The 21,763-nt window shown below is 41.2% G+C and carries 16 protein-coding genes; 9 read left to right on the top strand and 7 right to left on the bottom strand.

All coding sequences use genetic code 11. The features are described 5' to 3' along the window. Positions 1-85: 85 nt before the first annotated feature. The 6 genes from KO530_RS19775 to KO530_RS19750 form a co-directional block, all read right to left on the bottom strand. Positions 86-1,168, bottom strand: coding sequence for a glycoside hydrolase family 26 protein (locus KO530_RS19775; RefSeq protein ID WP_216050176.1), 1,083 nt, complete (start codon positions 1,166-1,168; stop codon positions 86-88). Between the two features lie 301 nt (positions 1,169-1,469). Then, the gene (locus tag KO530_RS19770) at positions 1,470-1,769 is read right to left on the bottom strand and encodes a fibronectin type III-like domain-contianing protein (protein ID WP_216050175.1); all 300 of its coding nucleotides are present in this window, start codon (positions 1,767-1,769) and stop codon (positions 1,470-1,472) included. Then, a complete protein-coding gene (locus tag KO530_RS19765; protein WP_216050174.1) occupies positions 1,756-3,228 on the bottom strand; it encodes a tryptophan halogenase family protein in 1,473 nt (490 codons plus the stop codon). Before KO530_RS19765 ends, KO530_RS19770 begins: the two co-directional genes overlap by 14 nt. A gap of 44 nt (positions 3,229-3,272) precedes the next feature. Next, positions 3,273-4,298 carry a cupin-like domain-containing protein gene (locus KO530_RS19760; protein ID WP_216050173.1) on the bottom strand — a complete coding sequence of 342 codons (1,026 nt, stop codon included), beginning with the start codon at positions 4,296-4,298 and terminating at the stop codon, positions 3,273-3,275. Between the two features lie 9 nt (positions 4,299-4,307). Continuing rightward, positions 4,308-5,042, bottom strand: a complete 735-nt coding sequence (locus tag KO530_RS19755; protein WP_216050172.1) for a SapC family protein — start codon at positions 5,040-5,042, stop codon at positions 4,308-4,310. A 131-nt stretch (positions 5,043-5,173) separates the two neighbouring features. Further along, on the bottom strand, positions 5,174-8,284 hold the full coding sequence (locus tag KO530_RS19750) for a TonB-dependent receptor (protein ID WP_216050171.1): 3,111 nt from the start codon (positions 8,282-8,284) through the stop codon (positions 5,174-5,176). A gap of 430 nt (positions 8,285-8,714) precedes the next feature. Here KO530_RS19750 and KO530_RS19745 point away from each other — a divergent pair, with 430 nt between their 5' ends. After that, the gene (locus KO530_RS19745; protein WP_216050170.1) at positions 8,715-9,407 is read left to right on the top strand and encodes a GntR family transcriptional regulator; all 693 of its coding nucleotides are present in this window, start codon (positions 8,715-8,717) and stop codon (positions 9,405-9,407) included. Between the two features lie 25 nt (positions 9,408-9,432). Here the strand turns inward: KO530_RS19745 and KO530_RS19740 are convergent, their stop codons facing one another. Further along, positions 9,433-10,437 carry a substrate-binding domain-containing protein gene (locus KO530_RS19740; protein ID WP_216050169.1) on the bottom strand — a complete coding sequence of 335 codons (1,005 nt, stop codon included), beginning with the start codon at positions 10,435-10,437 and terminating at the stop codon, positions 9,433-9,435. A gap of 296 nt (positions 10,438-10,733) precedes the next feature. On the opposite strand from KO530_RS19740, the gene KO530_RS19735 reads away from it, so the two are divergent. The 8 genes from KO530_RS19735 (at position 10,734) to KO530_RS19700 (ending at position 21,742) form a co-directional block, all read left to right on the top strand. After that, positions 10,734-11,564 (top strand): hypothetical protein, encoded by an 831-nt coding sequence (locus KO530_RS19735; protein ID WP_216050168.1) that lies wholly within the window; start codon positions 10,734-10,736, stop codon positions 11,562-11,564. Between the two features lie 9 nt (positions 11,565-11,573). Then, the gene (locus tag KO530_RS19730) at positions 11,574-12,572 is read left to right on the top strand and encodes a Kelch repeat-containing protein (protein WP_216050167.1); all 999 of its coding nucleotides are present in this window, start codon (positions 11,574-11,576) and stop codon (positions 12,570-12,572) included. 390 nt (positions 12,573-12,962) lie between these two features. Next, positions 12,963-14,615, top strand: a complete 1,653-nt coding sequence (locus KO530_RS19725; protein WP_216050428.1) for a glycoside hydrolase family 43 protein — start codon at positions 12,963-12,965, stop codon at positions 14,613-14,615. After that, the gene (locus KO530_RS19720; RefSeq protein ID WP_216050166.1) at positions 14,602-16,380 is read left to right on the top strand and encodes an IlvD/Edd family dehydratase; all 1,779 of its coding nucleotides are present in this window, start codon (positions 14,602-14,604) and stop codon (positions 16,378-16,380) included. The genes KO530_RS19725 and KO530_RS19720 overlap by 14 nt, the downstream gene beginning before the upstream one ends. A 32-nt stretch (positions 16,381-16,412) precedes the next feature. Next, positions 16,413-17,594: a fumarylacetoacetate hydrolase family protein gene (locus tag KO530_RS19715; RefSeq protein WP_216050165.1), complete on the top strand. Its 1,182-nt coding sequence runs from the start codon at positions 16,413-16,415 to the stop codon at positions 17,592-17,594. Positions 17,595-17,604: 10 nt separating this feature from the next. Beyond that, positions 17,605-19,194, top strand: coding sequence for an aldehyde dehydrogenase (NADP(+)) (locus KO530_RS19710; RefSeq protein ID WP_216050164.1), 1,590 nt, complete (start codon positions 17,605-17,607; stop codon positions 19,192-19,194). 251 nt (positions 19,195-19,445) lie between these two features. Continuing rightward, positions 19,446-20,774 carry an MFS transporter gene (locus KO530_RS19705; RefSeq protein ID WP_216050163.1) on the top strand — a complete coding sequence of 443 codons (1,329 nt, stop codon included), beginning with the start codon at positions 19,446-19,448 and terminating at the stop codon, positions 20,772-20,774. Continuing rightward, complete coding sequence (locus KO530_RS19700) at positions 20,771-21,742, top strand: D-2-hydroxyacid dehydrogenase (protein ID WP_216050162.1); 972 nt, start codon at positions 20,771-20,773, stop codon at positions 21,740-21,742. The genes KO530_RS19705 and KO530_RS19700 overlap by 4 nt, the downstream gene beginning before the upstream one ends. The last annotated feature ends 21 nt before the right edge of the window (positions 21,743-21,763 follow it).

Raw genomic sequence — 21,763 nt, 5'->3', positions numbered from 1 at the left:
TTTGTTCGAGTCTTTTACCTTTAGTTTCGCTAACAAATTTAAGAACAAATATAATTTGAAAAGCCAGCACACATAGTTAATTCGTTTATTTATCTAAAGGAATAGCATTAAAGTTCTGAGAGTGTAACCAAATAGGGTCATTCATTTCTTGAATATACGCTTCGCGAACAACATTATTTTTCTCTAATCTAGCATCTTTCCAATTGTGCCAAGGGAAATCTAGAAATTTAGCCCAATAGTCCCAATCCCAATTAATATAGCTAATAGCTTTTATTTCAGGATGTTGCTTTACCATATTAAAAAATGGCCCGTACCAAGCGTCCCAGCTTTTTTTACCGTTGTTAACACCTACATGACGAGGAGTTGTTTCGCCGATCATCACCGGTTTTCCATGTTTTGCAGATAACGCATAAAATTTACCAAGCCAAGGATTAGAGATTTCTTCTGGCGAAAATATATCGACTCCCCACCAATCAACATATTCATCTCCAGGATAATATTTCATAAGTTCGTCGAAGGTAATGAAATTTGCAGAACCGCCACCAGAGCACCAAACATAGGCTATTTTTTTAAGTCCTTGATCTCTCGCTTTATTCACTATGCGTTTAAAAGTAGCAACATAAGCATTTGGAGTATATCCATTCCAACTACCTTCAAACTCGTACCCTATTCTTAAATACGCAGGACGATTTAACTCAATAAGTGATTGTATAACTTGGTCAATAGCCTCGTCGAATTCACCACTGGCAGCATCTTCTGCAAGACCTTTTCCTTTATCATTACCACCAGTAAAACTCAAACCAATTTGCAACACGGTATTATGTTTAACTTGGCTATCTATTTCCTTTTTTAATTTACTTTTCCATTTCTCAACTTCCGCACTTCCTTTACTAATACTGACATATGTCATGTAGATAAGTGGTTTATGCTCATCAGTAAATAATGAAGAATAATGATTGAAACTTTCTACGTCCTGACCTGCCCCGTGAATAATTCCACTTTCAGGCTCTAATACTGCACCAAAATACTTGCGAGGCATATATTCAGATACGAAAGCCGCAGAGGCAATTGGTTTTTTTGCCTCAGGTGAATCTATGCCTTCTTGTAGGATCTTTTGGCAACTGGCAATAGCAACCAACACACTTAGAATAAATAATTTAATTTTCATGGTAATAATTTCTTCGCTCTTTGTTTTTCGTCGGCTTCACTAAGGAATCAGCTTCCTATTCTATTGATCCATAATCTCAGGTTGCCATTTGTACTTTCCATCAGCACAAATAGAAACCCAACCAGTTTTTAAATATTTAAATAGAGCTCCTTCTGATTTTACTGGTGCCTAACTAAAATATTTGCACCTTGCTCAAATAAACTTTTTGTTCTTGATAGATAACTCAAGTATCCCTTGACACTTTTAAAACTACACTTTGCCGGATAACCATTGATGAACTTCCCACCATTAATTCTATGTCTCAGGGTTCGACAATAAGCTGCATTTGCGCATCGTAAAACGCCAACATATTTACCGGAAAACTAAATTCGAGCTTCGCCGACTCTTCGGTTTTTAAAGTAACACTCTTAAAGCCTTTTAACTGCTTAACCGGACTGGTAACAGAGGCGAATTTGTCGTGCACAGAAAATTGCACTACTTCCTCGCCATCATGTTGCCCAGTATTAGTTATGTTTACTCTGGCTTTAATGACGCCATTGGCTTGTGCCTTGCTATCGTCGATAATCAAATTTGAATACTTGACTGGACTAAAGAACGCCATATTGATTCAAAAAGTCATCATGCATCGGCATGCCTTCAACCAATATTTTGATGTTCTTGTGTAAGTCGTTAAACGCTTGGCGTAAGTTATCGTTTGCAACTAAGCGACCCATTTGATGATAGCCTTCAACTTTAGCCCCTTGACCCATCATTACTTGGTTCCAAGAATCCACACGAAATAGATCTGCATCATTTTGATACGCGATTGAGGTTTTAGTGTATAGCTCCATCCTATGTCGAAGTGAGTCCGGAATTGCCATAGTTGCAACATGTTGCCAAAAAGGCTCAGGCCGTTGGTTCAAGTTATAATGCAAAATAATGAAGTCTCTTATGCTATTTACCTCACCATCAACGCTATTGTTGTAATGGGTTTGGAGGCTTTCATCCATGCCATTAAAAGGAAACATCTGTACTAATCTTGTTGCTGCTATTTGACTAAGATGAATGCTAGTTGATTCAAGAGGCTCGAGAAAGCCACTAGCAAGGCCCATAGCCACACAATTTTTAAACCAGGCTTTTTTACGTTTACCTGTTTTGAACTTTAACAAACGAGGCTCGGTGATCATATTACCCTCAATGTTATCTGTGAGTAACTGTAGCGCATCTTGTTCAGAATTATATGCACTGCAGAAAACCAAGCCGTTTCCCACTCTGTTTTGCAGAGGGATCCGCCATTGCCAACTAGCATCGTGAGCAATCGATTTTGTGTACGGTGGGATTGGCTGCATTCCTTGGGTTTGCACAGCCCATGCACTATCCATAGGTAACCAATGTGACCAGTCTTCAAACCCCACTCCCAAGGCACCGTTAATGAGTAGTCCTTTGAAGCCAGTACAATCTATAAATAAATCCCCCGCAACACTAGTACCATTACTTAAGACAAGGTGGCTAATATGGTCATTTTTACTATCCATTGTTACGTGCTCAATTGTGCCTTCAATTCGCTTAACGCCCCGCTGTTGACTAAATTCACATAAAAAAGATGCGTATAAACCTGCATCTAAATGATAGGCATAGTTAATGTTGGTTTTATTGTCTATGCCAAATTTGCCTGCTTTAGCCGCTTGAAGTTCGACGCAATAATCTTGTAAGTCGCCAGCCCAACCTAGTGTCTTGGCGTGTTGCCACAAGTGTTGAAAGTCGCCCATCCATGTAGAACGTCCAATCTGACCAAAGGTATGAAAGTAACTATCACCTATATTGCCCCAATTACTAAATTCAATACCTAATTTGAAGGTCGCTTGGGTTTTTTGCAAAAATTTTTGCTCGTCAACGCCAATAAGACGGTGAAAGGCTTTATGTGTCGGTATGGTTGCTTCGCCCACGCCAACGGTTCCAATATCGGCAGATTCAATGAGGGTGATATCAATTAGACTACCCAATTGACTTGATAGGGTCGCTGCTGCTATCCATCCCGCTGTACCGCCACCCGCGATGACCACTTTTTGTACCTTTTTCATTTGAAACTTCCTATGAGCTAAGCAATAAATACTTGCCAAAATCTTTAGCGATTAATCTTTTTCAACACTTTATTACGCAATACCCGAGAACCTAATTCATCTAAATCGCGTAAGGCTCCCCATGTATGCTGAGGTAAATGTTGTCGTGCCTGCTGCTTGTCTTCAAAAATGTAATATTGAAATAATGCCTGCCATGCGTCTTTTTCACTTTGTGGCCGATCACGCAAACTCAGCATGCCATGTAATAAGGTAGCCATTGGGTCATCAACATAATCAGGAGTGCTATTCCACCAGTAGTTGAACATCACGTTAAAGTCATCTAATGCTTCAACTTGATGCCACCACAATGCAGGATAAACTAACAAGTCGCCTGGCTCTAAGTCTACAATGATTGCATGTTTAAGAGCCTCGCGTGCCTTGGGGTAACGTTCAAAGTCAGGTGCTGAAATATCTACCATACTTAATACTTGTCCACCGGGTGTTGGTTCTAAAGGTCCTGGATATAAGTTGCCACTTTGGGTCGGTGGAAACAAAGTAAATCTGCGCCGACCAAGCATACAGGCCGCAATATTATTTGAAGTATCAAAGTGAGTAACCGCTGTAGTTTTATTACCAAGCCAAATTCCAGCTTGGGCTGAATGCCCAGAAAGGTTGTTATGATCGATGGGTAAATTAGTCTTCAGTAGTTCTGGAAAATAGTCATTCAGTCTGGCTGAGCCGATATAAAAAGCCTTGTTACTATGAGTCTGCTGTTCCTGTTCTATATCGTTAAAAAAATCTGTTAATTGCGCAAAGTTTGTTGTGAAGTTCATTCCATCAAATTGTGCGTTATAGAAAAATCGACCTTTTGCCTCAGCTTCGCATTGATAAACCAACATAGGTTTTTGCGTATAAAAAGCTTTTAAATACTCTTGTGCCAAGCTTAATGAGTGTTTGCCTTTAAGTACTAAAGGAGAGTCAGCAATCGCACCTTTTATTAAACATGGTCGCCCTAATTCAGTCAGGGCATTAAAGTCTATTTCATTAAACTGACACGCTTTAATTGTATGGAGGGTATTATCATAGTTCATTGTCTTTACCTATGATTTGGACGATACAGAGCTACGTATTTTCATATTCACTAGGTGCGACATGTTGCCAGCAGACGATACCACAGAAAAACAATGTTCGAGTAATCCCAAACTATTTAATTCATGCAATTCATCAGAACATAATTCTGCTAAGCGCTCACGGCTTATCGTGAACAGATCGGCTATGTTATAGGTACCTTTCTCTGCCATATCGACCTTTATTTCAATAGGCTCTATCAGTTTAAATTTATCTAAAATGGCAAAGAAAGATTCTGTACTTTGATTACCCACATGGATCTTACGCATGGCTTGAAGTATCTCCTTAAAATATGGAGTATAACCGCCATGAGCTTGAAATATTGACTCTCCAACATCTGGATTTATGCGTGCGTTATCAAGGTCAACCATTACTATAGGCTCAGCCTCTGTCTGGAGCGCATTTTCATTATGTGTGAGTTGCAGTGCAAATGGCCCTCGCATAAACATAGCGGGGATAGAGCGTGCAGCCCAATTCCCATTCTCTAGAAAAAGGTTTTCATTTTTATCAAATCCTAAAATACAGATAGCGTAATAACCTGAAGTTTCCTTACGACGGAAAAAAATCGGATATTCTCTGTGTAGGACTTCAAATTCGGTAGGAAAAACGAGTGCATGATTGGTGTTACCCCCAAATACCTCATCGTATTGAGTACATACTTTCAGGTTTTGGTGAGCCACACAATCTAGTGCTATATAATTCGACATTTAACACCTATTTACTTTTTATTACATCAAATAAGATACTTAAATAATATTTATTGCACTCAAAAACATGATATGCATCGTTTTAATAAAATAGTCAAACCGCTAATAATAGCGGTTTGACTGATCATTTATTAAAACTTGTATCTTACGCCTAAGTAATAACGCGCTGCATTTTCGCGAATAAAGTGTAAATCTGTTTTCGAACGCGAAAACGATCTCGATCTTTCTTCATTTAAATTAATTGCATCAAAAGATACTGCTAATTGATCATTAAACGAATAACTAAGGTTGAAATCTAACTGACCATAATCTTCAACAAAGACAGGATTGTTAAATCCGCTGCCATCATTGGCTGAAGCAAGGAATTCATCTCTCCAGTTGTAGGCTAAGCGACTTGACCAACCATTCTTTTCGTAAATCAAGGTAACGTTTGCAGTATCACTCAAGCCTTGTAATGCAAATTGAGATACATTAGGAGCTCCAGAGATATCGTATCCAACATCTCCGTTAACTACAGTATAACTACCCACAATGCCAAATCCTGATTCACCAAAAAAGTGCTGAGCTTGAAGCTCTAGCCCGTTAATTTCAGCTGAATTATTGTTGATAGGTTGATTCAAAGCAAAGTTGAATAAGGGATCATCACTGTTTGGTACTATCTCAAAGCTACCTTCGAGACGATCATATTCTGCATCCTCTATATTCCCATCAGCATCTTGATTAGCCATAAACAACGCCATTGCTTCGGCCATACTTTCTGATTGGTCAACGTATACAGCTGCAGCAAATAGATTAATTTCGTTTGCTAGCACCCCTAAGTTGTCAAGTATTTCCAGTGCCATACCTGAACGAGTACCTGGTGCGCCAGACGAAGCATCACGTAAACCAAACAAGTTACCATTAACCGTTTCACGACCAACAAAGTTACTTACACGCTTAGAAAACAAGCCTGCTGAAACATAACTAGTTTCATCGAAGTACCATTCTACAGACACATCATAGTTATCTGATTCTAATGGTTTTAACCCTGGATTACCTTTACTGCCCGTTACCACGTTTCCTAAAGCCGTAGGACCTGAAGGGGAATTTGCATTGTCGCTAGCGTATAAATTGTTATATGTCGCTCTTGCAAGTGTTTTACTGTATGACGCTCGTACTTTAACTTCATCAGTTAGGTTAATCGCAAGATCAATGTTTGGTAACAAGTTACTGTAAGATGAATCTGAAGAAAATCCAGAACTCGATGCAGCCGCAGACTTAGCAAAATCATTATCGCCTTGCCAAATAATGGCAGATGTTGGAGATGATTCAGTTGTTGCAGTAACATCGGTTTGTTCATATCTAAGCCCCACGTTCAAATATGCGTCTAAGCCGCCAATTTGAAATTCATTTGTAAGCTGAACAAAAATAGATGTAACATCTTCTTCAATAACATCATAAGCGCTACTTGTAACGCGAAGAGGTCTAGAAGATGCACTTGAGTATCCGGCTTCATAAGCTGGCGAAAGTGCAGCAAAAATATCCGCAGCATTTCCTCGAACAGCATATACTTCATTGTTAGTTGCTCCACCAACAGAAGTCGTGCCACCACCTATTGTGTGATCATTAAATTTACAAGATAGGCAAAAAGTTTCAAGCGAACCAGGAGCTAAATTTTCTACGTCTCCAGGGTATTCAGACCCCCAATTTCCTAAAATTTGTTGGTAATCAGTTCTATCGGCAACATTCTTCTGGGTTCGGTAATTAGCACCAACCGTTAAGTTTGCTCCATCCTCTAACACCCAATCAGCACGAAAATCGTATTGATCAATTTCGTTAATTTGTGTGACCTTACGTAAACTAGCAACTTGACTTGCAACTATTTCAGGACGAATAACTGTCGCTCCTGATATTGTTTCAACTGTACGCACGGGAATTGCACCACTATAATCAACCGATTGAAATGCTGAATCTGTTGGTGAGTTACCGTATTTATGATCTAAACCAACATTAATTTCTGTATACCCCATTGGAGAGTCAGGCGTTACTTCAGCCTTCGAAGAGTGACCATCGAACGTTAACGTAACTGAATCATTTAAATAGTATTCAGCGTTGAAACCAAAAGAACTTAACTCATCTTTTGTTGCACGCATAACCTGAGGCATTCCGCCGCCTTTATTGATTGCTCTTTCTTTTATGAAAATAGTAGTTGGCACCGGACTATCGTCAAATACCACCTCAGTGAAGGGACGATTGAACCAATTATAAAATTCTACTTTTTCTTCCACTCCTTTATTCACAGCAAAAGTGTAATCTGCTGTCATTGACAAATTTTCGCTCGGTGCAAACTGTAACACTAACTGACCATTACTACGCTCGCGTTCAAATTCTGAAAATTGGTAGCGACTATCTCTTGGTAAAGTCACATATTGGTCTAAAGAAGCAGGTGCATTAGTAATAATAGTATCTTCGGTAGTTAGCCCTAAAAACTCAGAATATGGGATCACATTCCACGATGACGATGTAGCTCCTGCTGCAGCACTATCTCGATTTGATATCCCACCAAAAAAACCAATACCAAACGTATTATCTTCATTTGCCCAACTAAAAGAACCACCAATTTCAGGAGTAATACTGCTTCCTCCATCTACCGATGTATCATGTATTGCTTTAGCACTTATTGAGCCTTGCAGACCCGCAGTTCCCAGTGGACGTCGTGTCACAACATTAACAGTTGCCCCAATACCACCTGAAGAAATATCTGCACGGCCGGTTTTAAATACTTCTAGTATCTGCACCCCATCAGAGGATAAATTTGAAAAATCAAACGCTCGTCCTGAAGCACCTGAAGCACTGCCACTACTACCTGCACCGACTATTGGCACATTCGCGGTGGGCATGGTACGACCATTCAGTGTTACCTGATTAAAGTCAGCACCAAAACCACGTACTGTAACCTGTGATCCTTCTCCGTTTACTCGGTCGATCGATACACCAGGAATACGTTGTAATGATTCAGCTAAATTCGTAGAGGGGAATTTACCAATATCTTCCGAAGAAATAGCGTCAACTACTCCTTCTGAATCTCTTTTAAGATTCATCGAGTTAAACAAACTACCGCGAATCCCAGTAACGGCAATGACTTCAGTTCCGTCATTGGGTGGAGACTCTTGTGCAATGGTCGGCATGATGACTGATGACGTCAACAACAGCGATATACTCTTTGTCAGCACTGACTTTTTAAACTTATTGTGTGTGTTCATATTTTAAGCCTTTTGCTCTTCTTCCTGTTAATTAGATTATGTGTGACGGTAGACGAAAGAGCCTGCACACCACAGTGTATACATTATCATTCATCTATGTATACATTAATCACAAATAGTTAACATGTCAACGCCAAAAATTAACACCCAACTTACAATCGATAAAAAATTACCACCCTTTTAAATAATTCCGTACTATATGTCCCCGACATTAAGAAATGTGGAGTTCATAAACTCATAGTAAAACAAGCTATATTAAGTTTTTAATAAGGATCAGATGAGTTAAAATATATTCAAATATTCTTTAGTGAAAATAGCCAATAAATGGATGACGAAAATTGAAAGCAAGGATAATCCCCCTAATATTTTCACCCAGAAAAACACCTATCTATTTAAAACGATCATCTGCAACTAGTAAAAGAAGACATGTATGAATATACCAATGAAAACCAGTGCATTATCCCTTTCTGAAAAGGCCTATCAGACTATCCGTGCTTTGATTTTGGAAAATGAGTTCAGAGCAGGCGATCAAATACTAGAGAAAGTATTGGTAGAAAAACTCAACATTAGTCGAACACCCATTCGTGAAGCGTGTGTACAGCTTGAAAAAGAAGGTTTGATAGAAATCAGACCTAGACGAGGTATATTTATTAAGCCTATATCCGCTACTGACATGAACGAAATTTATGACATCATGACCGCATTAGAGGCTCAGGCCGCTAAGATACTAGCTGAAAAGGTCGCAAAAAAGACTATTACAGAACAAGAGCTTAAGCAGCTTGAACTGCCTACATTGCGGATGGAAAAGGCATTACAACAAGACAATTTGAAAGAGTGGGCCGAAGCTGATGAAGAGTTTCATCTGTGTTTATTAGAATTATGCGGAAATGTTCGCTTGAAGCAGGCGGTTCTTCAGTTCTGGGGGCAAGCCCATAGAGTTCGCTACTTTACACTTGAACTACGTAATAAACCCACAGATTCGACAGCTGATCATAAAGCAGTTGTAGAGGCTATTCGAGCTGGGAATGCAAAAAAAGCAGCGGAAATACATAGCTTACATCGTCAGAAAGGTAAGCAAAACTTACTCAATATCATCGAAAAGTATAGGTTTGATAATCTATAGAGCCGAAATGCTGTATAATCATATTTTAAATACTCTCACCATCGTTAATTTCGAATCCGAGATCGATGCACTCATCGATAACTTGCACACCATCAATACGAGACAGCAGTTGCTCTGCAGCGACTTTACCAATATTAAACCTCGGCGTAATGACACTTGCCAGCTTGGGAGAATATAGCTGCCCCATCTCATGCCCATGCATGCCAGAAACCGCAAGTTCATCAGGGATCAGAATCCCCTTTTTCTTACAGCTCAATAACACTCCCATGGCCACATCGTCATTGGTACAAATTGCCGCATCTACTTTAGGACGTACCCTAAGAATGCTATCCAGTATTTCTGATCCTAAACGAATCGACGATACATCCGGAGAACGAAATATCAAAGGCTTAAGTGCATGCTCTGCAATGGCTGCTTCATAACCTCTTTGCCGCAATATATCCCGTACATCCCCTTTCGCGCCAATATAAGCGATATTCTTGTATCCTTTTTGAATAAGCTTTTCCGTCATTTTTTGTGACGCTTGCATATTATTGAACCCAACAGCCTGTTGGATCGGGGGAGTACAGGTATCCATTATTTCTGTCACCGGAACACCAGATGAACTGATCATCCGTAATGTATTTGCAGTATGTACATTCTCAGACAAGATAAGGCCGTCCACATGATATCCAAGTAAGGAGCCTATACGTTTTTCTTCGAGTTCTTTTGAATAGCTGTAATGAGCAATCATAATTTGATAACCCGCGGGCTCAGTAACCGACTCAATACCACGCAATACTTCATCAAAAACATGATTAGATATTGATGGAAAAAGTACACCAATTGCGTGGCTCTTCCCCTTCGATAAGATATTTGGGGCTCGATTAGGAATGTAGCCTAATTTGTTTATCGCTGACTCAATCTGAATACGGGAAGAAACTTTGACCAAATTGGGATTCTTCATATAGCGACTGACGGTCATTTTTGTCATGCCAACTACGTCTGCAATGTCTTGTAATGTCGTTCTTTTTGCTTTGTTTTTACTCATCTATCTCAATCACAAATATTTTTAGCATTATTTACTCACAATAATCTATTAAATAAGCACTGTCAGGAAAAGTCTCTTATGAAAATAAACTATTGAACATAGTTTATGTTACTGGTAACTTATTAATGTATACATTAATATCGCTAAATTGAGACTACCCGCTCAACTTAGTTATTGAAGTGACTCAATATAAAGTAAAAGGTGAGTCAGGCTTTCAAAACCATGTTGGCTGTTAAGTCATGTATATGATGACTTAAATACAATAAATCTAACCCGTTTCTTTAAGGAATTTTAAAATGAAAAGGCTTTACTTACTTACCCTCTTTACAGTGTCTGTTTTATTCTCACTATTGAGCCACGCCGCTAACGATGTCCCCCAGTTCGATAAAACTAAAGACTTACTATTGCTAAATTTTGACCTCAAAACTGACGTGGATGATATACATACCATCGCCGCTCTGGATCTTATTATAAAAGCTAAAGCTTTTGAAAATATTAACTATTTTGCTGTTAGTGGCACCTATGGTGTGCAAGGTGGTTTATATGTGCCAGCAGATTCGCTATTTGATTTAGTGTTTAAAAACAATTGGACCGATGCCCATATGCAACGTAAACAGGCACTTGCTGCCACCGCACAACGCATTACGCAAACTATCGCATCAGGTGGACGTGTATGGGTTGCAGAAGCCGGTCAAAGTGATTTTACTCAAGAACTACTTCACAACTTGGCGCAAATGAATAAACCGCTAACGAAAGACCAAATTATTGTAGTTCAACACAGTACATGGAATGAAAATGAAACCAGTAAGGATGCCCTAGCCTTTGTTAAAGCCCACACTACTTATGTCAAAGTACCTGATGGCAATGTCGCAGCAAATGGCTCCCCGGGCTTTAATAACACTTCTTTTTCAGTGAAAAAACTTGAAGCGGACAATTTACCATCATCACAGGTATGGAAAATAGCTAACGCAATTAGTACCCAATATAACGGTGTAAATGAGCGATACCAGAATGATAGTATTCACTATGGCGGCGCTGATTTTTCAGATTTAGTAGAAGTAATCTGGATTTTAGGTATTACAGAGGTCGACACCGTTGAGCAATTTTTTGCTAAATTCAACAGGTAGCCGTAGACAATGTTGACTCTTTTCAATCCAAAACGACTCATTGTAGGTTTGCTGTATGCATGCAGTGTGATGGCTTTTGCGGCACAACAAACCTGGGACCAAGTAGAAACTAATGGCACATTTTCAGTGCGCCATGAAGCTGGATTTGTACAATTAAACAACAAGGGGTATTTAATTGGTGGGCGAGGTATTAAGTCAGTTGATGAGCTTGAACCTAGTAACCTAAATTGGCGAAACCTATCACCTTCACCTCTTGAACTACATCATTTTCAACCTGTTGTGTGGCAAGACCAAATCCTTATTGCCGGCGCGCTGACGGGTCAATACCCTGATGAAAAGCCAGTAGCACACATTTACTTTTTTTCACCCCATAAAAATGCTTGGCAACAGGGCACGGCCATTCCCAAAGAGAGACTAAGGGGTAGTGCTATTGCAGTGGTAAACCAAGACATACTTTATTTGATTGGTGGAATTACAAATGGTCACCTCGACGGTAACGTAAGCTGGGTTGACAGCCTAGATTTACGCACCCAAAAGTGGTCTATCTTACCCAACGCCCCCCATTCTCGCGATCACGCTCAAGGGGTATTGATAGACAATAAAATCTATGTGATTGGTGGGCGGCGAACGTTGGGTGCGCAAAATAAAGTATTTGAATTAGTTGAAGAAAAGGTCGATGTATTCGATATAGCTAGTCAAACATGGTCGACCCTCCCTCAGGAGCTACCAATACCTAGAGCAGGTCTTTCAGTGTACGCTGAGCATAACAGCTTCATCGCGGTAGGCGGAGAAAGTGCCAACCCAAATAAAGCCCATGAAGAAGTTCACCGTTACGATATATTGCAAGGTCAGTGGTCATCTGCCCCATCTTTGATACAAGGAAGACATGGTAGTGGTGTCATAAAGATGAACGGCTACCTTTGGATAGCATCAGGCTCGGGTATGCAAGGCGGCTCTCCTGAACTCGATTCAGTTGAACGGATATTGGCCGACGATATGTTTAAATAACACTAAGTGATAGGTAGAAGCTCATAAACTAAGACCCGTTTATGAGCTCTTCGTAGCAACTACTAAAAAGTCAGCTTTATCGCGCCTAGCAAAACACTATCTGCCTAATAAGCTGATTAAACCTACAAGCAATAATTGTCTTCAAGATAAAATGCCACACTGCTCCCCATCTTATCTGCAATGTTAGATAGGGGAACAGAGTCAGATAGTAAATGCATTATGGAAAGGCATTTAATCTTTACGTTAGTTACTCATAGTGACATGACGCCTTGAAATGTTACCGGGAACATTTTAGATTGGTTAACAAATTAGTAACGTAAAGCGTTTGTATCTCCATCACCTATTGGCTGAACAAAACGAAACATAAATAGAGAGACTGCTCTGGTGCAAATGATTAGCAACCCTATTATTAAAGGCTTCAATCCCGACCCCGTCATCTGCCGTCAAGGTGACAACTACTACTTAGCCACTTCCACATTCGAATGGTTTCCTGGGGTTCGCATTTATCACAGCAAGAACTTGCAAGATTGGCAATTGGTTGCATATCCACTCGATCGGGTAAGCCAACTAGATATGCGAGGTATCCCTAACTCTGGCGGAGTTTGGGCTCCCTGCTTAACTCATCATGATGGTCTTTTTTGGTTAGTGTATTCAAACGTAAAAAGTGTAGAAAGCCCATGGAAATGCGGTGATAACTTTTTGGTAACCGCGTCTAACATAGAGGGACCATGGAGCGAGCCTATTCAGCTACCATTTGCAGGGTTTGACCCCTCGTTGTTTCATGATGCATCAGGCAAAAAATATATTACCTATCGAGAATGGGGTCCTCGTCATCATAGCAACCCTCACAATCACATTGTATTACAAGAGTATTTTCATGATACGCGTAGCCTGTCTGAAAAAAGCAGCATTATATTCACCGGTACTGAGCGAAAACTAACAGAGGCGCCACACATTTATCAGGTAGGAGGCTACTACTATCTATTCGTCGCAGAGGGCGGTACAGCTTACGATCATGCAGTTATTGTACTGCGAAGTCGTGAACTAACAGGACCTTTTGAGTTACATCCCGACGAGACGATTTTAACCAGTGCTCACATGCCCGAACATGCATTGCAAAAAGCCGGGCACGGGGCAATGTTGCAAACCCATAATAGCCAATGGTACATGGTGTTTTTAGTAGGCCGTCCGTTAAATACTAATACTCAATCCGCGCCAGAACAAACAAAGGGCTATTGTCCCTTAGGTCGTGAAACCGCAATTGATCAAATTGAGTGGCGAGATAATTGGCCCTATGTAGTCGGTGGCCAACATGCAAAATCAGCGATAACCGCTCCTGACTTTTCAAGCTCAAACGATGCTCCTGATGAAATCTTTATTGATCGGTTTGACTCAGAGAAGTTAGATGCAGAATGGCAGACACTGCGCGTGCCATTTAGTGAAGAGTTAGGCGAGATATGCTCTGACAATAAGTGCTTAAGACTATTTGGTCGTGATCCTCTTATCTCACAATTTACCCAAGCGACCGTTGGCCACAGATGGAAACATTTTCAGTTTGACGCCTTAACCACTTTGTCGTTCAAACCTGTCAATCCACAACAAAATGCGGGGCTCGTTTGTTACTACAATACCCAAAATTGGATTTATTGTTTCATCGATTTTGATAGTGCTCTTGGCTCGCGCAGCCTAAAAATAATCCAACTTGATAACAACGATGCCAAATATTTTCTATACGACTGCCCCATAGCACTACCCGCATGGCAAGAGTCGGTAGCACTCAAAGTAAGCGTTAGAGCGCAAACACTATCCTTTAGCTACGCCTTAGAAAAAGACAACTGGAGTCCTATCGATTTGACTTTCGAGGCGTGGAAATTATCCGATGATTATGTCAAAGGCAAAGGCTTTTTCACCGGGGCATTCGTCTGTTTACATTGCAGTGATTTAAGCAACAGAGGTATTCATGCCGATTTCCAACAGTTTGAATATCGCCCCATTCCCTCTAGTAACAATTTAACGAAAGATGTAGACCATGACCGCACATAAAAAAACGCGTTTTCGCTCTCAAGATTGGTTCGACAACAAAGAACACATTGACCTCACTGCTTTATATTTAGAGCGCTTTATGAATTATGGCATTACACCAGAAGAGCTACGCTCCGGTAAACCTATTATAGGTATTGCCCAATCAGGCAGTGATCTTGCGCCTTGTAATCGTATACATATAGAGCTTGCTGCCCGGGTAAAAGACGGTATTCAAGCAGCCGGTGGCATACCCATCGAATTTCCAAGTCATCCGATTTTTGAAAACTGCCGCCGCCCTACCGCCGCTTTAGACAGAAATCTGGCCTATCTAGGCTTGGTCGAAATATTGTACGGCTATCCCATTGACGGCGTCGTATTTACCACCGGCTGCGACAAAACCACACCTTCAAGCCTTATGGCGGCGTCTACTGTTGATATACCATCCATCGTTTTGTCTGGAGGTCCAATGTTAGATGGTTGGCATAATAATGAACTAGTCGGTTCTGGGACCGTGATCTGGCGTTCAAGAAAGCGACTCGCAGCGGGTGAAATAGACGAAGAAGAATTTCTCAATTTAGCCATGAGTTCAGCGCCTTCAGCGGGACACTGCAATACGATGGGCACCGCCTTAACTATGAATTCGGTAGCAGAAGCACTGGGCATGTCTCTAACCGGATGTGCTGCGATTCCTGCTCCTTATCGAGAGCGAGGTCAAATCGCCTATCGTACCGGTGAGCGTATTGTGAAAATGGTCTACGAAGACTTAGTGCCATCACGTATTCTCACACGCGCGGCTTTTATCAACGCAATGAAACTTATTGCCGCTATAGGTGGTTCTACCAATGCACAGCCTCATCTTATGGCGATGGCAAAACATGCGGGCGTCGAAATAAGCGCCCAAGATTGGAATGAACTAGCCAGACCCATTCCACTGTTAGTCAATGTACAACCTAGTGGGGAATTTTTAGGCGAACGCTTTCATCGTGCTGGCGGTGTGCCAGCCGTATTATGGGAGCTACTAGAAGCCGGTGAATTAGACGGAGATGTGCTGACCGTATCTGGTCATTTATTGAAAGACAATATACAAGGTAAACAAACCAGCGATAGAGCGGTTATAAAACCCTTCAACGCCCCCATGTTAGACAATGCTGGGTTCGCGGTACTCTCGGGAAATTTCTTCGATTTCGCGATAATGAAAACCAGTGTTATATCTCCTGATTTCAAACAGCGTTTTCTATCGCAACCCGGTAGTGAGGGCGTGTTTAACGCTAGGGCTGTGGTGTTTGAAAATGCTGAGGACTACCATAAAAACATCAATAATCCTGCCTTAAACATTGACGCATCTTGCATACTTGTATTGCGCGGTGCAGGCCCCGTAGGCTGGCCTGGCTCTGCTGAGGTAGTCAACATGCAACCCCCAAACTACCTTATAGAGAAAGGGATCACGAGTTTACCCACACTGGGGGACGGCAGGCAGTCGGGAACCTCTGACAGCCCCTCGATCTTGCACGTTTCCCCTGAAAGCTCCACCGGTGGAGGACTCGCCTATATCGAAAGCGGCGATATGCTGCGCATCGATTTGATTAACGGAAAATGTGATGTGGCTTTAAGCCAGGAAGAAATGGCAAAGCGTAAACAAAATAAGACTCTCTCGACACCGGTATCTGACACGCCCTGGCAAGAAATCTATCGCAGCACGGTTAGCGATCTGTCTCAAGGCGGGATTATCGAATTGGCAACAAAGTACCATAAAATTTCACACAAACTACCTCGTCACAACCATTAGTGTGACTTACATTATTTAATAGGTTTACTTAAATGAACATAGAAAAATATCTACCCGAAGACGGGTTTGCAGGCACATTGATTGCGAGGGCATGGCTACCAACTTCGTCTAACAATGCTGTTGCTGGTCCAGCGCCGGTTTGGTTATCACAATCGGGCGTTTATGACTTGTCAAATTTAGCCCCCACCTGTTCCGCATTAATAGAAAAAAGCATAACTAAAGCTGACTTAGAAGATATGGCTTTGCCCTATCTGGGTAGTGTTGAAGCACTCTTTAACAACTCACTAGACAAACCATTAGATAAAAGCTACCTGCACTTGCTATCACCTTTTGATTTACAAGCGATTAAAGCATGCGGTGTGACATTTGTGGGCTCCATGCTTGAACGCGTAATAGAAGAAAAAGCCGGAGGCGATCCACATGTAGCAAAAACAATACGCGATAAAATCACTCATACTCTAGGTACGTCGGTTGATAATTTAGTACCTGGTTCAGTAGCCGCAGAAGAGTTAAAACGAGTACTGATAAAAGAAAATATGTGGTCACAATACCTTGAGGTTGGCATTGGCCCTTATGCTGAGGTTTTCACTAAAGCACAACCGCTTTCTTCCGTTGGTTTTGGCGCAGAAATAGGTATTCACCCCATATCAACTTGGAATAATCCGGAGCCGGAAATTGTTTTAGCGATAAACAGCCGAGGAAAAATAGTCGGTGCCACCCTAGGGAATGATGTTAACCTGCGCGATATTGAAGGTCGTAGCGCTTTGTTATTAGGTAAAGCAAAGGACAACAATGCTTCCTGCGCAATTGGCCCCATCATTAGATTATTTGATAACACTTTTACCCTCACCCAGCTTAAATCCGCTCAGGTAAAACTTAGTGTTAGTGGAATACAAGATGACTATCAACTTAATGCGACTAATGACATGACAAAAATCAGTCGCGACATTGAAGATTTAGTTTCTCAAACGATTTCTGATTGCCATCAATATCCCGATGGATTGGCCTTGTTCACAGGCACGTTGTTTACTCCTACACAAGACAGAGACGAAAAAGACAAAGGTTTCACCCATAAGCCCGGCGACATCGTTAGCATTTCAGCACAAAAGCTCGGCTCTTTGGTCAACACGGTGCACTTTTCAAATGAAATTCCGCCTTGGGAATTTGGTATCAGTGTCTTAATGAATAACCTCGCACAACGCAACTTAATATAGGAGTCGAACTATGACCCAAGTCAATCAACAGTCTTACATAGCCGGTGAATGGGTTTCCCCAACTGGGCCAGCTTTTTGCGCACAAAACCCAGTTACTTCAGAGCTTTTAAGCCCATTTTACAACTGTCAAACACAGGAAGTAACTACAGCAACTCATGCCGCATGGTCGGCGTTTTTGCAATTCTCACGTATAAGCCCTATAAAACGCAGTGAATTTTTAAGCACCATTGCTGAAGAAATCCAAGCTTTAGGCGACGATTTACTTACCTTGTGCAACGAAGAATGTGGCCTAGGTATACCAAGATTAACCGGTGAGCGAGCTCGTACTCTCAACCAAATTAACGCATTTGCTAAAATCGTAAAAGACAGCAGTTGGGTTCAAGCTAGCATTGATACGGCTGAGCCACAAAGGCAACCACTACCCAAACCAGACCTGCGTAAGATGCTAAAGCCCATAGGACCTATTGCGGTGTTTGGTGCATCTAATTTCCCTTTTGCATTTGGCGCACTTGGTGGTGATACCATATCAGCATTAGCGGCTGGTAACACCGTGGTATTAAAAGGGCACCCTACTCATCCAACAACAAACGCCCTTTTAGCCCGTGCAATTGACAAGGCCATCACTAAATGTGGCATGCCCAATGGTGTATTTTCCTTGCTGCAAGGCAACGAGATTTCGCTGTCTGAGCAATTAGTCACAGATCCTTTGATCCAAGGCGTTGGTTTTACCGGCTCTTTGCAAGGTGGCCGTGCCATCATGAACGCGGCGGCTAAACGGGATACGCCTATTCCCGTATTTGCAGAAATGGGTAGCACTAACCCAATGTTTTTCACCCACAAGGTGCTGCAACAAGACGCAAATAACTTAGCAACTAAACTTGCCGCGTCAGTATGCATGGGCACAGGCCAATTCTGCACATCACCAGGAATCATTGTAATTGAAAAGCACCCCGACTTTATTGAGGCTTTCACTCAAGGACTTAATAGTCAACCCAAAACTCCGATGTTGAATAAAAACATCGGCACTGCCTTTGTTGCAGGAGTAAAAGATTTCATCGCTTACAATGATGTTCAATGGCTCAATAAAAAAGATAATGCCTTGCTCGAGCCTCTAATGCCCGCAAGTATATTGCTTAGTACATCCGCTACCGCATTCTTAAATAATGAGGCTATGCAAAACGAAATATTTGGCCCCGCAACTTTGCTTGTCGAATGTGACAATGAACAGCAAATGTTAGCAGTGGCCAATGTACTAAAAGGAAACCTTACCTCTTCAATCCATGCCACCGAACAAGACCAAGGGCTTATTGCGGAGCTACTGCCGGTATTAGAGCAAAAAGCCGGCAGAATTATATTTAATGGTTTTCCTACTGGCGTTGAAGTTTGTGGTTCACAGCATCATGGTGGTCCCTATCCCGCTTCGTCAAATGGGGCATCAACCAGTGTCGGCATTGACGCAATTCATCGATTTGCTAAATTTGTTGCCTACCAAGATACGCCTGCTTACTTGTTACCCCCAGAATTAGCAGACGAAAATCCGCGCAAAATAGTCCGTCGAATTAACGGTTGTTTTACCGCTTCGCCAGTGAAGCAATCTTAGTTTGCGATCATTATGTCTAACCCCCTGCTGAACTATCAGTGGGTTAGACAGCTTATTTATAACCAGCGGAGTGTCAGCAAGTGGAATACTTGATAGCCCAGCAGTAACTGGGAGCCTGTTTTCCCTAAGGACATAGTCACATGGATAGACCAAGAATAGATTTTCAATAATATAACTGGCCACGCCAACCAACTAAACGAGCGGTACAGATACGTGCCAATAATAATTATTCACGTAAAGGAAAAGGTGACATGGGATCCAAAGTTAAACTAACAACAAAAGAAAAGTTAGCTTACGGACTTGGAGATACAGGTAGCAATATCGTTTTTCAAGTAGTAATCATTTATATGATGTTTTTTTACACCGATGTTTTTGGTATATCTGCCGCTGCTGCTGGCACATTGATGTTGGTAGTTAGAGTATTTGACGCTATTACCGATCCGTTAATGGGTGCGTTAGCTGACAGAACCAAATCTCGTTGGGGACGTTATCGCCCTTATCTTTTATGGATGGCTATTCCCTATGGAATTCTAGCAGTGTTAGCCTTCACAACACCTGATACGAATGAGTCAAATAAGTTAATTTATGCTTATATTACTTACGCATTAATGATGACAGCTTACACCGCTATTAACATTCCATATTCGGCACTTGGAGGGATCTTAACGCGAGACACACAAGAGCGAGCATCAGTTCAAGCTTGGCGTTTTGCAATGGCTAAAGTAGGCGGCGTTATCGTTGCGGCTTTAACATTACCAATGGTTTCTTATTTTGGTGAAGGTAATAAACAGCTAGGGTTCTCGCTAGCCATGGTTGTACTTTCAATTATTGCAATTTTATGTTTTATAGCATGCTTTTCCTATACAAAAGAGCGTGTAATAGAAGTCACCAAAAAAGTAACCATTAAAAGTGATATATTCGCCGTTTTACGTAATGACCAATGGTGGGTTATGGCTACAGTGACATTTTCCTTATTAGTAACCGTGGCCATGCGTGGTGGTGTTATGCCGTATTATGTTACTTATTATCTTGGCCAAGAATCGCTCGTATCAACCTTTGTAACAACCAGTATGATTGGTGGTATATGTGGTGCCATGTTTACTAGTTGGGTAACCAAAAAAATATGTAAAGTTAAGCTCATGAAATTTGCATGTTTGGGCGTTGCGGCAACAAATTTCATTCTACTCAATGTGCCGACGGATATGATATACGTTGCGTTTATGATTAATTTTATGACTCAGTTTTTTCATATGATTTTTATCCCTATATTGTTTTCTACTATCCCTGATACTGTCGATTATGGTAGAGAGAAAAAGGGCAATGGGCCGATGGCAATGAGTATATCTGGACATTTATTAAGCTTGAAATTTGGTATTGCAATTGGCGGTGCGTTAACTGGTTGGTTATTAAGTTCTTATGGTTACCAAGCTAATATTATACAAACTGAGGCAGCCAAGAATGGTATTGTGACTATTTTTGCAGCAAGTCCTGCCATAGGTGCTTTAGTTGCTTTTGGTTTGTTGCATTTTTACAAATTAAATCGTGCATGGTTTTCAAATAAAGAAGGTAGAAATTTATGAGCAAAATAATCATGTGGATTGAAGATCGATTTATGGATGCACAATCTCATAATACATTGATGAAGTATGCTGGCAAGAGAGAAGTATTAGTGACTACCGACATAGAAAAAATACACAAGCATATTAATGAAATAGAGATTGTACTTGGTGATTTCCCCCGTGAATATTTGTCGCTATTACCTAATTTAAAATGGTTTCAACAATTTGGTACCGGTGTAGAATGGCTACAAAACCAGCCTGATTTAGTGCATAGACCTTTTTTGCTGACCAATTGTTCTGATGGCCATTTTGATGTAGTTGCAGACCATCTAATGGCCTTGTTGTTGGGGGTATTACGCGGCATTCCAACCGCTGTGAGAAATCAACAAAAGGCTTCTTGGCAGCAGATTAGTTTGGCTGAGTGTGACTCTTTATTCCAAATTCGAGGTAAAACGGTACTACTTGTTGGGCTTGGCTCGGTTGGAATAGCCATCGCGACGCGCCTAAAAGCATTTGGTGCCTATGTTATTGGCATAAGACGAGATCCAAGCAAAACCAACGTCAATGTGGATGAAGTTTACCCCTTAGCTGATTTAAACCAGGTAGCCCTAAAAGCCAACATTGTAGTTTCATGCCTACCCAGAACGACACAAACTAATCACCTATTTGACAGCCGTTTTTTTGCCTGTATGAAAAAACCTGCTTTCTTTTTTAATATTGGAAGAGGTAATGCAGTAAATGAAGATGAACTCGCAAACGCGCTAACAACAGGTGTGCTTTTTGGGGCAGGCATAGACGTGTGTACCCAAGAGCCACTAAGCAAAGACTCGCCTTTATGGACTCTTGACAACTTATTGATCACACCTCACCTAGGAGGGACATACGATCAGGTGATTGAGGCTTGGCGGGACGTAGCATTGGAAAACTTGCAACGTTATACCACTGAACAGCCGCTGAGAAACCAAGTTACAAAGATCTCTGGTTATTAATATATTCTGAAGCTTAGTTAA

It is taken from the genome of Aliiglaciecola lipolytica (assembly GCF_018860635.1).
GTDB lineage: Bacteria > Pseudomonadota > Gammaproteobacteria > Enterobacterales > Alteromonadaceae > Aliiglaciecola > Aliiglaciecola lipolytica_A.
This window is presented reverse-complemented; position numbering and strand designations above follow the sequence as displayed.